The sequence below is a fragment of the Aureimonas altamirensis genome (assembly GCF_001463885.1).
In the GTDB taxonomy this organism is placed as follows: domain Bacteria; phylum Pseudomonadota; class Alphaproteobacteria; order Rhizobiales; family Rhizobiaceae; genus Aureimonas; species Aureimonas altamirensis.
The window spans coordinates 253679-269649 of the sequence record NZ_BBWQ01000020.1; the positions used below are offsets into that span (position 1 = coordinate 253679).

At 68.3% G+C, this 15971-nt stretch carries 9 protein-coding genes; all 9 read left to right on the plus strand.

Going from position 1 to position 15971, the window contains the following annotated elements:
* Positions 1-73 precede the first annotated feature (73 nt).
* The 9 genes from alr (at position 74) to trxA (ending at position 15842) form a co-directional block, all read left to right on the plus strand.
* On the plus strand, positions 74-1219 hold the full coding sequence (gene alr / locus AUL31_RS15815; RefSeq protein ID WP_060608834.1) for an alanine racemase: 1146 nt from the start codon (positions 74-76) through the stop codon (positions 1217-1219).
* Positions 1216-2472, plus strand: coding sequence for a D-amino acid dehydrogenase (locus AUL31_RS15820; RefSeq protein ID WP_060608837.1), 1257 nt, complete (start codon positions 1216-1218; stop codon positions 2470-2472). Before alr ends, AUL31_RS15820 begins: the two co-directional genes overlap by 4 nt.
* Positions 2473-2558: 86 nt before the next feature.
* Positions 2559-3956 carry an adenosylhomocysteinase gene (gene ahcY, locus AUL31_RS15825; RefSeq protein WP_060608840.1) on the plus strand — a complete coding sequence of 466 codons (1398 nt, stop codon included), beginning with the start codon at positions 2559-2561 and terminating at the stop codon, positions 3954-3956.
* A gap of 116 nt (positions 3957-4072) precedes the next feature.
* Positions 4073-6466 carry a sensor histidine kinase gene (locus AUL31_RS15830; RefSeq protein WP_060608843.1) on the plus strand — a complete coding sequence of 798 codons (2394 nt, stop codon included), beginning with the start codon at positions 4073-4075 and terminating at the stop codon, positions 6464-6466.
* Positions 6466-7977, plus strand: a complete 1512-nt coding sequence (gene tsaE, locus AUL31_RS15835; protein ID WP_060608847.1) for a tRNA (adenosine(37)-N6)-threonylcarbamoyltransferase complex ATPase subunit type 1 TsaE — start codon at positions 6466-6468, stop codon at positions 7975-7977. The genes AUL31_RS15830 and tsaE overlap by 1 nt, the downstream gene beginning before the upstream one ends.
* Positions 7978-7995: 18 nt before the next feature.
* The gene (locus AUL31_RS15840; RefSeq protein WP_060608850.1) at positions 7996-8730 is read left to right on the plus strand and encodes a nucleotidyltransferase family protein; all 735 of its coding nucleotides are present in this window, start codon (positions 7996-7998) and stop codon (positions 8728-8730) included.
* Between the two features lie 20 nt (positions 8731-8750).
* Positions 8751-11849, plus strand: a complete 3099-nt coding sequence (gene addB / locus AUL31_RS15845) for a double-strand break repair protein AddB (RefSeq protein WP_244489433.1) — start codon at positions 8751-8753, stop codon at positions 11847-11849.
* Entirely contained in the window at positions 11846-15391 is a 3546-nt protein-coding gene (addA, locus tag AUL31_RS15850; RefSeq protein ID WP_060608858.1) for a double-strand break repair helicase AddA, read from the plus strand. Before addB ends, addA begins: the two co-directional genes overlap by 4 nt.
* Positions 15392-15518: 127 nt before the next feature.
* Complete coding sequence (trxA, locus tag AUL31_RS15855; protein WP_060608862.1) at positions 15519-15842, plus strand: thioredoxin; 324 nt, start codon at positions 15519-15521, stop codon at positions 15840-15842.
* Positions 15843-15971 lie beyond the last annotated feature (129 nt).

Sequence of the window (15971 nt, forward strand, 5' to 3'; positions counted from 1 at the left end):
TTCGACAATCATTCGGCCATTCTTTCCGTAGCGCGCGTCAGCGTGGAAGATCGGGACAAACGGGCCGAACGTCATGCACTTCAGCAGCTCAACCGGCAGTCCACCGCTGGCCATGGCAGGCGCCGGCATCCTGACGATCGATCTTGCCGCCATCCGGTCGAATTATCGCACCCTCTGCACGGCCGCCGGCGGCGCCGCCGTGGCCGGTATCGTCAAGGCCGACGCCTATGGCCTGGGGGCCGCGCGGATCGTGCCCACCCTGTACGAAGAAGGGTGCCGGACATTCTTCGTTGCCCAACTGGCGGAAGCGCTCGCCCTGCGCGCGGCTTTGCCCGGCGATGCCGAGCTTCTCGTGCTGAATGGGGTGCAACCGGGGCTTGAAGCGCTGTGCGCTGAGCAACGGATCATTCCCGTTCTCAATTCGCGCCCGCAGTTCGATGCCTGGCGCGCCCTTGCCCACCGCCTGGGGCAGCGCCTGCCAGCCGCGCTGCAGGCCGATACCGGCATGTCGCGCCTCGGCATGCCGCCGGAAGAGGTCCAGGCGCTCGCCGCCGATGCCACGGCGTTCGACGGCCTCGACGTCACATTGTTCATGAGCCATCTCGCCTGCGGGGACGAGCCGGACAACCCGGCCAACGCGATGCAGCTCGAAAATTTCCGGGCCCTGTCGGAACGCCTGCCCGCGGCGCGCCGGTCGCTTGCCAATTCGGCCGGGGTCTTCCTTGGAGAGGCGTATCGCTTCGATCTCGTCCGGCCCGGTATCGCGCTCTATGGCGGCGCGCCCATCCCCGGTCGGCCGAACCCGATGAAACCGGTGGCGACTGTGGAAGCGCCGGTGGCGCAAATCCGCACCGTGCCGGCCGGTGCCGGCATCGGCTACGGTTTCAGCCGCCATGCCAACGGCCCGATGCGCCTTGCCACGATCCCGGTGGGCTATGCGGACGGGTGGCATCGCAGCCTCGGCAACAAGGGGGCAGCCTGGTTCGGCGGTCATGAACTGCCCTTTGCCGGGCGGGTGTCGATGGACAGCATCATCCTCGATGCGGCGGCAGCTCCCGCGCTGGCCCCGGGCGACAGGGTCGAATTGTTGGGCCTGCACCGCAACCTCGAACGGGTTGCCGTGGATGCCGGCACCATATCCTATGAAATCCTGACGTCGCTGGGCACGCGCTTCACGCGGGTCTATCGCGATGACACCGGCAAGGGAGCCGTCGCATGAAGGTTGCAGTTCTGGGTGGCGGCGTCGTCGGCGTCACATCGGCCTGGTATCTCGGCAAGGCCGGCCACGAGGTGTCGCTGTTCGACCGCGAGAAGGGTCCGGCGCTGGAAACCAGTTTCGCCAATGCCGGTCAGGTCTCCTTCGGCTACTCTTCGCCCTGGGCCGCGCCCGGCATTCCCGTCAAGGCGATGAAGTGGCTGATGATGGAGCATGCCCCGCTGATCCTGCGGCCGAAGCCCGATGCCGCGATGCTGGGCTGGATGGCGCAGATGCTGTCCAACTGCACGGCTGCCGCCTACGCCCGCAACAAGGGCCGCATGCTGCGCGTCGCCGACTACAGCCGCGAGTGCCTGACGGCGCTGCGGGCCGAGACGGGCATTGCCTACGATGCCCGCCAGCGCGGCACCCTGCAACTGTTCCGGACGCAGATGCAGGTGGACGCCTCGGCCAAGGACGTCAAAGCGCTGGCCGCCGATGGCATCCCCTACGAGGTTCTGGATGCGGATGGCTGCGTTGCCGCCGAGCCCGCGCTGGCCCGCGTGCGGGGCAAGATCGCCGGTGGCCTGCGGACGCCGCAGGACGAAACCGGAGACTGCTTCAAGTTCACCAACGCCCTTGCCACCATGGCCGAGGCTGCCGGAATCTCGTTCCGCTTCGGCTGCACGGTCGAGCGGATCGTGGAACAGGGCGGCCGGGCCACGGGCGTCGTCGTCGATGGGCAGACCGAGGCCTTCGACGCGGTCGTCGTGGCGCTGGGCAGCTTCTCGCCCTTCATGGTGCGCCCGCTCGGCATCCGCATCCCCGTCTATCCGGTAAAGGGCTATTCGCTGACCATCCCCATCCGCGACGCGGCGCTGGCCCCCGAATCGACCGTGATGGACGAAACCTACAAGATCGCCCTCACGCGGCTGGGCGACCGGATCCGCGTCGGTGGCATGGCCGAGATTTCCGGATACAACAACGCCCTGCCGCAGGCGCGGCGGCGTACGCTGGAACATTCCGTCAGCGACCTCTTCCCCGGCGGCGACCTGTCGGCAGCCAGCTTCTGGTCGGGCCTGCGCCCGATGACGCCGGATGGCACGCCGATCATCGGCAAGACCGCGGTGGGCAACCTCTTCCTGAACACCGGTCACGGCACACTCGGCTGGACGATGAGCTGCGGTTCGGCGCGGCTTCTGGCCGATATCGTCAGCGGTCGAAGCACCGACATCCGGAGCGACGACCTGTCGACCGACCGCTACGGCAGGACATAAGGAAAAGTTTATATCCACCTTGTGCGCTGCGGCGGCCTTCTGGTAGATCGGTCGCCAATCGAGGCTCCGGAACGGGATTTTCCGTCATGACCGCACAAGACTACGTCGTCCGCGACATCGCCCTGGCCGACTGGGGCCGCAAGGAACTCACCATCGCCGAAACCGAAATGCCGGGCCTGATGGCTTGCCGCGACGAGTTCGGCACCGACAAGCCGCTCAAGGGCGCGCGCATCTCCGGCTCGCTGCACATGACGATCCAGACGGGCGTGCTCATCGAGACGCTGCAGGCGCTGGGGGCCGACGTGCGCTGGGCGTCGTGCAACATCTTCTCCACCCAGGATCACGCGGCGGCCGCCATCGCGGCAACGGGTACGCCGGTCTTCGCCGTGAAGGGAGAGAGCCTGGAGGAGTACTGGGAGTACACCGACCGCATCTTCCAGTGGCCGGATGGCCAGCCCTCCAACATGATCCTCGACGATGGCGGCGACGCCACGATGTACATCCTGATCGGCGCGCGCGCCGAAGCGGGCGACGACGTGTTGTCCAACCCCGGCAACGAAGAGGAAGAGATCCTCTTCCGCCAGATCGCCAAGCGCATGCAGGCGACGCCGGGCTTCTTCACGCGTCAGCGCGATGCCATCCGTGGCGTCACCGAAGAGACGACCACGGGCGTCAACCGGCTGTACCAGCTGCAGAAGAAGGGGCTGCTGCCGTTCCCCGCCATCAACGTGAACGACAGCGTCACCAAGTCGAAGTTCGACAACAAGTATGGCTGCAAGGAATCGCTGGTCGACGGCATCCGCCGCGGCACCGACGTGATGATGGCCGGCAAGGTGGCCGTGGTCTGCGGCTATGGCGATGTGGGCAAGGGTTCCGCCGCGTCGCTGGCCGGCGCCGGAGCGCGCGTGAAGGTGACGGAAGTCGACCCGATCTGCGCCTTGCAGGCCGCGATGGATGGCTTCGAGGTCGTGACACTGGAAGACGCCGCGCCGACGGCCGACATCGTCATCACCACCACCGGCAACAAGGACGTCGTCCGGCTGGAGCACATGCGCGCCTTCAAGGACATGTGCATCGTCGGCAATATCGGCCACTTCGACAACGAGATCCAGGTTGGCGCGCTGCGGAACCTGAAGTGGACGAACGTCAAGCCGCAGGTCGACCTGATCGAGTTTGCCGACGGCAAGCGCATCATCCTCCTGTCCGAGGGGCGCCTGCTCAATCTCGGCAACGCGACGGGCCACCCGTCCTTCGTCATGTCGGCTTCCTTCACCAACCAGACGCTGGCGCAGATCGAGCTGTTCACCAAGGGCAACGCCTACGCCAACGAAGTCTATGTGCTGCCCAAGCACCTCGACGAGAAGGTGGCGCGGCTGCATCTCGGCAAGCTGGGCGCACGCCTGACCGAGTTGAGCGGCGAGCAGGCCGACTATATCGGCGTATCGCCGCAGGGCCCCTACAAGGCCGAGCATTACCGCTACTGACGCATTCGTTGGCGGGCAGGCCACGGAAGCGATTCCATCTGCCTGCATGACGCTCTAGACTTGGGCGAATCGAGCCGGGGCGCGCGCCCCGGCGGGGACGCTCGAGGGGAATCCGGATGCAGGGTGAAACGCAGGCGGGACAACTGGCGGGTTCCGCCAGCCCGGAGATGATTCTCGCGCTTGCGGTTGCCGCCCTTTTCCTGGCCGGCGCCCTGTTGATCGCCGTCTGGCACATGCGCCAGCGCGCCCGCCTTATGGCCGATGCGGACAGGCTGCGCGGAGAGCTCGCCGACGCACAGGGCCTGGCCGACATCCGTGCCGGCATCATTGCCGCAACCGACCAGCGCATCGTGGCCTTTGCCGGACGCGACACGCCCGAGGTGCTGGGCAGCCTCCCCCGGGAATACGAAGCCCCGCGTGAAGCCGCCGCCTTCCTGTCGTTCCGGGACTGGATGCCGGCCTATGATGCGATGGCGCTGGAGCGCGAGATCGATCGGCTGCGCGCCAGCGCGGAAAGCTTCCGCCGCGAAGTCGAGCTGGCCAACGGCCGGCCGCTGGAAGTGGCCGGGCGTACGGTGGGCGCCCTTGCCGTCGTGCGCTTCACGCCCCTGTCCGGCATGCGCGAGGAACTGGCGACGCTGCGCATAGAGCGCCAGCGCACCACCGCCACGATCGAGACGATGCAAAGCCTGTTCGATGCCGCGCCCACCCCCATGTGGCTGCGCGCGCGCAGCGGCGTGCTGGTGTGGGTGAATACGGCCTTCGCCCGCAGCGTCGAGGCGGACAGCGTCGACGAGACGGTGGACCGACAGGTCGAGTTCTTCAACGCGCAGGATCGCGCCGCAATCGCCCAATCGGTTGCCGGAACAGGCGTGTTCCGCGGCGGCCTGACCGCGGTGGTGGAAGGCGACAGGCGCAATTTCGATGTCATCGAGGCGGCAGGCCCGCTTGGCTCGGCCGGCCTTGCCTCGGACGTTTCCGCGGTCGAGGCGGTGCGCCGCGAATTGAAGGCCACGTTGCGCAGCCACTCCGAAACGCTCGACCATCTGACGACGGCGGTGGCGCGCTTCGACGCCAAAACCCTTCTGATCTACCACAATGCCGAGTTCCAGAAGCTCTTCGACCTTTCGGAATCCTATCTGGACGGCAAGCCCGACCATGTCGCCATCATGGACCAGTTGCGCACGCGCGGCATCATGCCGGAAGACAGGCCGCTGCGCGACTTGAAGGACGAGATCCTGGCCGCCTACCGCGCCACGCGCCCCACCGACGCGCTCTGGCATCTGGCCGACGGACGCACGCTGCGCGTCTTCGCAAGCCCGGAGCCGCAGGGCGGCGCGACATGGGTTTTCGAAGACCTGACCGAGAAGTTCCAGCTCGAAAGCCGCCTCAACTCGCTGGTCCGCCTGCAGGGCGAAACGCTCGACTATCTGAAAGAAGCGGTCGCCGTGTTCGGCCAGGATGGCCGGCTGCGCCTGTCCAACCCGACCTTCGCGGAAATGTGGGGCCTGTCGCGCGATTTCCTGGCCGCCAAGCCGCATATCCGCTCCTTTGCCAAGGCGACGCCCTTCCCGCTGCGCAAGGGTGTGGCGGGATCGCCGTCCTGGGAGCTTTTCGCCAATGCCGTGACGGCCTTCGACGAGGGTGCGCGCTTGACGGAAAGCGGCGAATTCGAACTGGAGGACGGCCGCACCCAGAGCTACGGCATCGTGCCGCTGCCCAACGGCCAGACCATGCTGACCTTCTCCGACGTGTCGGTGGCGCGCCAGGCCGAGCGCATGCTGCGCGAGCGCAACGAGGCGCTGGAAGAGGCCGACCGCCTGAAGAACGACTTCGTCCAGCATGTCAGTTACGAATTGCGCTCGCCGCTGACCAACATCATCGGCTTCTCGGCGCTGCTGCGATCGCTCGATACCGGCCCGCTGACGGAGCGCCAGAGCGAATATCTGGATTACATCATCACCTCCACACGCGCGCTGATGACCATCGTCAACGATATCCTGGATCTTGCCTCCATCGATGCCGGCACGCTGCAGCTCGACCTGTCGGACGTCGACATCGCGCGCACGGTCGAGCAGGCCATCGAGGCGGTCGAAGACAGGACGCGGCAGGGCGATATCGAGATCGAGACCGACCTTTCGGCGGCGGGCAGCACCTTCCGCGCCGATGGCAAACGCGTGGTGCAGATATTGTTCAACCTTCTGTCCAACGCGGTGAACTTCTCTCCGGCCGGAGGGGTGGTTCGGCTGACGGTGCGGCGCGACGGCACCGATACGCTCTTTTCCGTAACCGACGAGGGGCCGGGCATGTCGCCGGAAACCGTGACCAAGGCGTTCGAGCGCTTCGAGCAGAACGCGGCAGGGGCCCGCAAGTCCGGCGCCGGGCTGGGCCTGTCCATCGTCAAGAGCTTCGTCGAGTTGCATCAGGGCGAGGTCGAGATTACCTCAAGCGCCGGCGCAGGAACCGTGGTGACCTGTCGTTTCCCGAAATTGCATGAGGCCGCGCGTTGATGGTGACAGTAGAACCCGGCCTGACCGTCCACCTGCCGGACGAAGCCGCCACCCATGCCTTCGCGCAGGATCTGGCGGCCGTCCTGCGTACCGGCGACGTCGTGGCGATGACCGGAGACCTCGGCGCCGGCAAGACGACGTTGGCGCGGGCGCTGATCCGCCAGTTGGCGGGCGAGCCGGAACTGGAGGTTCCCTCGCCCACCTACACGCTGACGCAGACCTACGAGACGGCGCCCAAGGTGACGCATTTCGACCTGTATCGCCTGGCCGACGACAGCGAGCTGGACGAGCTCGGCTTCGAGGAAGCCGCCGAAACCGGGATCGTGCTGGTGGAGTGGCCCGAAAGGGCGCGCCAGGTGCTGGAAGAGGCAAGCCTGACGATCGCCCTGCGCATCGCCCCGGACGGCGGACGCGACGCTACCCTGTCTCCGACGCCCGAGCTGGCGGTTCGGCTGGCGCGTAGCCTGGCGATCCGCCAGTTTCTGGTGGATGCCGGCTTCGACGGCGCGCACCGCATGCCCTTTCCCGCCGATGCCAGCATGCGCCGCTACGAGCGCGCCACGCATGAAGGCCGATCCATGGTGCTGATGGACGCGCCGGCGCAGCCTCCGGGCCCGGCGATCCGCGACGGCCGCGCCTATACCGAAATCGCCCATATCGCGCGTGACGTCCGCCCCTTCGTCGCCATCGCGGAAGAGCTTTCCGCGCGCGGCTTCACCGCGCCGCGTATCCTGGCGGCCGACGTGCCTGCCGGGCTCGTCCTTCTCAGCGATCTCGGCGTAGAGGGGATCGTCACCCCGGACGGCGTGCCGATCCCAGCCCGCTACGAGGCCAGCGCCCGCGCGCTGGCGCGCCTGCACGCCGAGGACTTCATCGCGCCGATCGAGACGCGGCACGGCTTTGCCTGGACGATCCCGCCTTTCGACCGTCCGGCCATGTCCATCGAAGTGGAGCTTCTGGCCGACTGGTACTGGCCCCGCCAGCACGGCGAGCCCATCCCCGATACGAAGCGGGACGCGTTCCGCGCCGCCTGGTCGACCACGTTCGACGAGCTCGAAGGCGCCCGGCGCGGCCTGGTGATGCGCGATTTCCATTCGCCGAACATCCTGTGGCAGTCCGCAGAGACCGGGTCCGCACGGATCGGCCTCCTGGATTTCCAGGACGCCATGATCGGGCCGGTCGCCTATGACCTCGCCTCGCTGGCACAGGATGCGCGCGTGGACATGCCGCTGGAGCTGGAAGAGGCGGTTTCGGCCGCCTACCTGGAAGAGGCGCAGGACATCGACCCGGCTTTCGATGCAGAGATGCACGCCGCGCAATATGCCATCATGGCGGCCCAGCGCGCGACCAAGCTTCTGGGGTTGTTCGTGCGGCTGCACGAGCGTGACGGCAAGCCGCAATACCTGCGTCACATTCCGCGTATTCAGACGTATCTGAACCGATCGCTCATGCATCCGGCCAATGCACGGCTGAAGGCGATCTACGATGATTGGGGCGTCACCGGCGCCTGACGGGACGACAGACGAGACATGACACGACAGACGACGGAACGGCCGAAGACGGCGATGATCCTGGCAGCCGGAATCGGCAAGCGCATGCGGCCGATCACCGCCACGATTCCCAAGCCCCTGGTGGAGGTGGGCGGCAAGGCCCTGATCGACTACGGGATCGAGGCCTTGCTGCGCAACGGCGTCGACCATCTGGTCGTCAATGTCCATTATCTGCCCGATCTGGTGCGTGCCCACATGCGCAAGCGCCGCAACGTGCGGGTGGACATCTCCGACGAAAGCGACGCCCTTCTGGAAAGCGGCGGCGGCATCGCCAAGGCCCTGCCGCTTCTGGGGCCGGACCCCTTCTACGTCATCAACTCGGACACATTCTGGATCGAGGGCTACCGCGACAATCTCGACCTGATGGCCGCGATGTGGGACGACAGCGCGATGGACATCCTGTTGCTCATCGCCGACATGAAACGCGCCACGGGCTATGACGGGCGCGGCGATTTCGCCATGGATGTGGAGGGACGGCTGACTCGCCTGGAAGAGCGCGACATGTCGCCCTTCATCTATGCTGGAGCCGCCATCATCCATCCGCGCGCCTTCGACGGCTTCGGCACCGAACGCTATTCGCTGAACCGCGTCTTCGACCGCGCCATCGAGAACCGCCGGCTGTTCGGCGTGCGTCTGGACGGGTTGTGGCTGACGGTCGGCACCCCCGACGCCGTCGGCGCCGCCGAGCGGGTGCTCATCGCCAGCGCGGCGTGACGGCGATGGATGGGCCGGCCTTGCGCGTCTTTTCCATTCCGCCGCGCCTGCCCTTCCTGCCGACCCTGGCAAAAGAGATCCTCGGCGGCCGCATCGTGCCCGGCGTGGGCGCCGATGCAGGCGACCCGCTGGCCCTTGCGGCCCTGACCGTCTACGTGCCGACGCGGCGCGCCGGGCAGACGCTGGCGGCCGCGCTGGCAGCCGAACTCGGCGGCGTATCGGCCATCCTTCCCCGCATCCGCACCCTGGGCGAGGAAGACGAAGCCGCAGGCTTCCGGCCGGATAGCCCGTCCACCCTGCTGCCCACCATGGAACCCCTGCACCGCCGCCTGCTTTTGGCGCGTCTGATCCGCTTCTGGAAGACGCAACTGGCCGGCGCCGCGCTCGATGTCCTCGGCGAAGAGGAACTGGTGCTTCCGGCCTCGGCGGCGGACGCCGTGTGGATGGCATCCGACCTCGCCGCCCTGATGGACGAGGCAGCCGGCGAAGGTATCGACCTCGGCGGGCTGGCGCGCATCGACATGAGCGACCGTCTGGCCGGCTGGTGGCAGTTGACGCAGACCTTCCTGTCCATCGTGACCGAGCACTGGCCGGGCGAGCTCGCGGCGCTGCAACTGGCCGACGCCGCGGCCCTGCGGCTGGAGCTCGCGCGGCAAGAGGCGGCGCGCTACCGCACCGAAGGCAGCAGGGACCCGGTCCTCGTGGCCGGTGCCGTCACCAGCGTCGGCGCGACGCTGGACCTCATGAAGGCGATCGCCGGCCTGCCCAATGGCGCCGTCGTGCTGCCCGGCCTCGACAAGGGGCTCGACGACGACGCCTTCCAGCGGGTGCGCCGCGCGCATGAAGCCGCCGCGGCAGGCCACCCGCAATACACGCTGGCGCGCATGCTGGACGGCCTGGGCGTGTCGCGCGCCGATGTCCGCGAGATCGATGGGCCGGCGGCCCCGGCCCTGCGCGCGCGGGAAACCCTTTTTTCGGAGGCGATGCGCCCCGCCGAAACCACGGAGCGCTGGCACGATGCCGCCCTGGATCTGGAAGCGGGGTTGGACGGCGTCTGCCTGATCGAGGCGGCGGACGAAGCGGAAGAAGCCTTGGCCATCGCCATCGCCATGCGCGAGGCCCTGTCTGAGCCCGGCAGCCGCGTGGCGCTGGCAACGCCCGACCGGTCGCTCGGCCGCCGTGTCTGTGCCGAGCTGGAGCGTTTCGGCATATCGGCCAACGATTCCGCCGGCCGTCCGCTGGCGGCGACGCCGCCCGGTGAACTTGTCAGTCTGGCCTTGCAGGCGTCGCTGACGCCCGGCGATCCCGTGGTGCTGCTGTCGCTGATGAAGCATCCGCTGACCCGCCTGGGGATGACGCCGGCGGATGTACGGCGCGGCGCCCGCGCGGTCGAGATCGTGGCGCTGCGTGGCGGCACCGGTGTTGCCGATGCGGCCGGCCTGGCCGCCCTGTACGAAAGGCGTCGCCGGCAGCGCGCGGACGATACGCGCGTGGCGCGCGCCGTAGAGCTTCTGCCCGAGGCAGACCTTGCCCTCGGCGCCGCGGTGGCCGAGGCGCTGGAACTAGCCTTGGCGCCGCTGACGGCCCTGCGCAGCGAGACCGCAATGGAACTTGCCCCGCAGGCGATGCAGCTCACGCTGGCGCTGGAGGGCCTTTCCGCCGACCCGGAAGGCACGCCCGCCGCCCTCTATGCGGAGGAAGCCGGGCAGGTGCTTGCCGAATGGCTGCGCGACCTCGTGTCCGCGCCGGCGACGGAATTCGCCTTCGCCCCGGCGGAGCTTCCCGATGTCGTCACGGGCTTGATGGCCGACCGGCGCGTTGCCCCGCGCGGCGGCCTGTCGCATCGCGCCTTCGTCTGGGGTGCGCTGGAAGCGCGCCTGCAAAGCGTGGACACGTTGATCCTCGGCGGCCTCGACGAGGGAACATGGCCGCAAGGGGCGCGCGCCGACGCCTTCCTGTCGCGGCTGATGCGCACGGAAATCCTGCTCGACCCGCCCGAGCGCCGGATCGGCCTGGCCGCGCACGACCTGTGGATGTCGATCGGCAACAGACGCCTGATCCTGACGCGGGCTGAGCGCCGGGGCGGCGCGCCATCCATCGCCTCGCGCTGGATCCAGCGGCTTGCGGCGGTGGCCGGACCGGACGCCACGTCCCATCTGCGGCAGCGGGGTGCGGCGTACATCGCCGAGGCGCGCCTGCTCGACACATGTGCCGAGCTTCCGCGCCATCCCCGCCCCGAGCCGCGCCCCCCCGTCGAATTCCGGCCCGACCGCATATCGGTGACCGAGGTGGAGCGTCTGGTGCGCGACCCTTATGCCGTCTATGCGCGGCGCATCCTCAAGCTGGAGCCGTTCGAGCCGTTGATCCGGGCGCCCGGCGCCGCTGAGCGCGGAACGCTGTTCCACGACATTCTGGCCGATGTCGTGTCGAAGGGGCTGGATCTGGCGGCACCCGACGCCCTGTCCGCGCTGCTGGACATAGCGCGGGCCCGCTTTGCCGCTGCGGATCTGCCGCCGGAAATCGAGGCGGTATGGTGGCCGCGCATGGAAGGGCTGGCGCGACGCTATCTGGCCTGGGAGCACGAAAGAAGCCCCCGCATCCGCACCCGAAGGGCCGAGCTGGGCGGCCGGCTGGAGCTTGCCGACACCGGGCTGACGCTGACGGGCTATGCCGACCGCATCGACCTGACGGTGGATGGCGGCGCGGAGATCATCGATTTCAAGACGGGGCTGTCGCCCTCCATCAAGCAGGCCCGCACGCTGCTTGCGCCGCAATTGCCGCTGGAAGGCGCGATGCTGAAGCTCGGTGCCTTCGATGGCCTGGCCGCCGGCACGCCCATCGCGGGCCTCAGCTATGTGCGTCTGCGCGAACGGGACTTCGTCGAAGAAGCCTTGGCCACGCCCGGCAGTGCGAAAAGCGAGGCCATCACCGTGGACGCGCTGGCCGATGCCGCCCTGGCGCGGCTGCGCGCCCTGGGCGCCGCCTACCGCAACCCCGCAAAGGGCTACCTGTCGCGGGCGCGCCCGTTTATCGCCGCCGACCTGTCGGGCGATTACGACCAGCTTGCCCGCTCGCGCGAATGGGCCATGGCCGAGGAAGGAAGCGAGGAGCAGGAATGAGCGGTCTTTCCGTTTCCGCCACCACGGTCCACGCGCAGGAGCGCGCCTCCGATCCGTCGCTTTCGGTTTTCGTGGCGGCCAATGCCGGCTCCGGCAAGACGCACGTCCTGACGATGCGGGTAGTGCGGCTGCTGCTGTCCGGCGTCAGCCCGGGCCGTATCCTGTGCCTCACCTATACGAAGGCGGCGGCGGCGGAGATGCAGGCCCGCGTCTTCGCCACCCTGTCGCGCTGGACGCGCGCCGACGACGACACGCTCGGCAAGGAGCTGGCCACCTTACGCGGCGGCACGCCGGGCGATGTCAGGGCCGCGCGCCGCCTGTTCGCCACCGCTCTGGAAACGCCGGGCGGCCTGAAGATCCAGACCATCCACGCCTTCTGCGAAGCCATCCTGCATCAGTTTCCGCTGGAGGCGAACGTACCCGGCCACTTCCAGGTGATGGACGATGGCGAAAGCGCGCTGCTTCTGGCCGAGGCGCGCCGCCTCCTGGTGGTGCTGGCCCGGCTGGACGGCGGCACCGGCGCGGACCCGGCACTGGCCGAGGCTTTTGCCGAGGCACTCGAACTTGCGGGCGAAGCCGGCCTCGACGGGTTGATCAATGCCTGCATCGCCCGGCGCGACCGCATCGGCGCCTTCATCGAAGGCAATGGCGGCCCGGAAAATGCCGTGCAGGCACTGCGGCAGGCGCTGGGCGTCGGCGACACGGACCCGCTCGCCGGCATGGTCGATCCACCGGGTTTCGATGCCGCGTTCTGCGGGCAGCTCGGCCAGGAAGCGGCGCAGGCCGGCGGCGCCACGAACGACAAGCTCTGCGACAAGCTGGCGCGCATTGCGGCCTCGCAGACTGCGCAGGAGCGATATTCCGTCCTCCGATCGCTGGTCTTCACGGCAAAGGGCGATCGCTACAAGCTCGGCAGCGTCGCCACCAAGGCCGTCGTGGCGGCTGTGCCGGAGCTTGAATCCCGGCTGGCGATGCTGGGCGACTTCCTCGACGACTGCGCCGAACGAATTGCAACCGGGCGGCTGTTTCGTGCCAGCCGCGCGGCCCTCGTGATCGCCGATCGGCTTGAGCGCGATTATCGCGCCCTGAAGCAGCGGCGCGGCAAGCTGGATTTCGAGGATCTGATCGTCCGCACGGCCGATCTTCTGCTGCGGCGCGAAGCCTCGGCCTGGGTGCACTACAAGCTCGACAGGGGTATCGACCACGTGCTCGTCGACGAGGCGCAGGATACGAGCCTGCGCCAGTGGCAGGTGGTGCGGGCGCTGGTGGACGAATTCTTCCACGGCGCCGGCGAGTCGCGCCAGCGCACCGTCTTTGCCGTGGGCGACGAGAAGCAGTCCATCTATTCGTTCCAGGGCGCATCCCCGGCGATGTTCGCACAAGAGCGGCGGCGGCTGGAGCAACTGGCCGCACGATCGGGCCAGCCCTTCCACCGCGTCGGGTTGCACCAATCGTTCCGCTCCGCGGCCGAAATCCTGTCGGCGGTCGACACGATCTTCGCCGACGAGACCCGCCGTCGCGGCCTGTCCAGCGAGGGCGAAGCCCCGGTGCACGAATCCGCGCGTGCCGCCCAGGCCGGCCTGGTCGAGGTGTGGCCAACCGTCCGGCCGCTTCCCGCCGCCGAAAGCGACGATGATTGGCTGCAGCCCATCGACCATCAGCCGCTGGACGCGCCGATCCACCGCCTGGCCCGGCGGATCGCCGGGCAGATCGAGGCCTGGGTCGGCACGCCCGTCGAAGTGAAGGGGGTGACCCGCCCACTGGACGCGGGCGACGTCATCATCCTGGTGCGCAAGCGCTCGGCCTTCGTGTCCGCCATGGGCGCCGCCATCCGGGCGCTGGGCAATCCGGCCATCCGCGTCGCCGGGGCCGACCGCCTCACCATCACCGACCATCTCGCCGTGCAGGATCTGATGGCCATCGGCCGCACCGTCGCCAACGCCGAGGACGAGCTGTCGCTGGCCGAAGCGTTGAAAAGCCCGATCTTCGGTTTCAGCGACGACGACCTGATGGCGCTTGCCCTGTCGCGCGGCAAAGGCGGCCGGCCGCAATCGCTTTATCTGGCCCTGCGCAAGCTGGCGGGCGGGATAGATCCTGCCCGGCTGCAGCCTTTCGGTGTCGATGCGCAGGCACTGGCCGGGCGGGCGCGAAGTGCCTTCGAGCGTCTGGAAACGCTGCGCGACCGTGCGGGTTACACCGGGGTCTACGGCTTCTACGCGCGCCTTCTCGGGCCCGAGGGCGGCCGCGCCGCCTTGTCTGCCCGCCTCGGCCGCGACACCGGCGAGGTTCTGGACGCATTTCTGGACCTTGCCCTGACCGCCGAGCAGGATGGACGCGCCGGGCTCGACGCCTTCCTTGCCGATCTGGCCGCCAACCCACCGGTCGTGCGCCGCGAGATGACGCCCCTGAAGGGCGAGGTCCGCATCATGACCGTCCATGCCGCCAAGGGGTTGGAAGCTCCGGCGGTTTTTCTGGTCGATCCCGGCTCCGAGCCGTTCACCGCCAGCCACGCCGCCCGCCTGATCGAGTGGGAGGGCATGCCGGGGCAACCGCCCGAAAGCCAGCCCGGCTTTCTCTGGTGTCCCGACAAATCATGCCGCAACGCCGAGATCGACAGGCTGGCGGCGCTGGAGCGCGGGCGCGCCGAGGACGAGTATCGCCGCCTTCTCTATGTCGGGTTGACGCGCGCCGCCGACCGCCTGGTCGTCTGCGGCTATTCCGGCATCCGGGAGCCGAGTGCCGACAGTTGGGCCGCCCATGTAAGGGACAGCCTCGGCGAAGCCGCCGAGGCGATCTCCGATCCATCCGGCGCGGTCGTCGCCTGGCGCATCGGCACGCCGCCGCAGGGCCGGATGGCCGCGGCGGTGCAGGCTGCGCCGGCACGTCCGGCGGCCATGGACCTGTCCCCCCTGCCGCCCGAGGAGATCGGCCCCCGCCCCCTGACGCCATCGACGGCTGGCAGCCAGACGATCGAACGCTTCGAAGGGCCGGCATGGCGCTCGCCTGTCCTGGACGGGCCGGCCGACCCGGCCTTTGCGCTTTTGCGCGGACAGATGGCCCATCGCCTGCTGCAGGTTCTGCCCGACCTTGCCGAGGAAGCGCGCGCCGATGCCGCGCGCAGCTACGTCGCGCGTTGCGCGCCGGCGTGGCCGGCCGCCGAACGCGAAAAGTTGATCGAAGAGGTGGACGCCGTGCTGAGGGAGCCGGCATTCGCCCCGATCTTCGCACCGGCCAGCCGCGCCGAGGTGGCGATTGCCGGAACCGTCGAGCTCGATGGACGCCGCCTGCCGGTGAACGGCCTGATCGACAGGCTGGCCGTGGAAGCGGACCGCGTCCTTCTGGTGGACTACAAGACCAACCGCCCCGTCCCGCAGGATGGCGCCGCCATTCCGGAAGCGCATCGCCGGCAGATGGCGCTGTATGCGGCGCTGCTGGCCCCGCTGTTTCCGGACCGGCGCATCGAGGCGGCGCTCTTGTACACCGAGGGGCCGGTGCTGCACCGGCTGGACCCGGAGGCACTGTCGCTCAAGCCCGCTGCTTGAACGCGGCCATGCGAGGTTCTAACTATGGGACAGGCCCGGCGGCATGCGTGCAGAATCGCCTCGTGCTGACGGCAATTGCAATCAATCGGCGCCGCCCCAGCGGGCCCGGCGCGAAGTGGAGCCCCCAATGGCTACGAAGAAAACCGACAAAGCGTCTTTCCAGACCGATGTTCTTCAGGCGTCCAAGCCTGTCGTCGTCGACTTCTGGGCCGAATGGTGCGGCCCGTGCAAGATGATCGCACCCAGCCTCGAGGAAATCTCGGAAGAAAACGACGCCGTCCAGATCGTCAAGGTCAACATCGACGACAATCCGGATCTGGCGGCCCAGTTCGGCGTGCGGTCCATTCCGACGCTGATGCTGTTCAAGGACGGCCAGCAGGCATCGGTGCAGGTGGGCGCGGCGCCCAAGTCCAAGCTCGTCGCATGGATCAATTCCAACCTTTCGGCATGAACGCACCGTTCACGCCTGATTCGACAACCCGCCGCGCAACGGCGGGTTGTTTCTTTTTGACATCGCGCTAATCACTCTCCGAGGCGCTCGTTCGTATCGGACACGGCGCCCGTGTCTCGGGGACGTACA

Excerpts from the sequence above, each read along its gene's own strand:
- alr (WP_060608834.1), top strand. The coding sequence starts at position 74 with ATGCACTTCAGCAGCTCAACCGGCAGTCCACCGCTGGCCATGGCAGGC.
- AUL31_RS15820 (WP_060608837.1), top strand. The coding sequence starts at position 1,216 with ATGAAGGTTGCAGTTCTGGGTGGCGGCGTCGTCGGCGTCACATCGGCC.
- ahcY (WP_060608840.1), top strand. The coding sequence starts at position 2,559 with ATGACCGCACAAGACTACGTCGTCCGCGACATCGCCCTGGCCGACTGG.
- AUL31_RS15830 (WP_060608843.1), top strand. The coding sequence starts at position 4,073 with ATGCAGGGTGAAACGCAGGCGGGACAACTGGCGGGTTCCGCCAGCCCG.
- tsaE (WP_060608847.1), top strand. The coding sequence starts at position 6,466 with ATGGTGACAGTAGAACCCGGCCTGACCGTCCACCTGCCGGACGAAGCC.
- AUL31_RS15840 (WP_060608850.1), top strand. The coding sequence starts at position 7,996 with ATGACACGACAGACGACGGAACGGCCGAAGACGGCGATGATCCTGGCA.
- addA (WP_060608858.1), top strand. The coding sequence starts at position 11,846 with ATGAGCGGTCTTTCCGTTTCCGCCACCACGGTCCACGCGCAGGAGCGC.
- trxA (WP_060608862.1), top strand. The coding sequence starts at position 15,519 with ATGGCTACGAAGAAAACCGACAAAGCGTCTTTCCAGACCGATGTTCTT.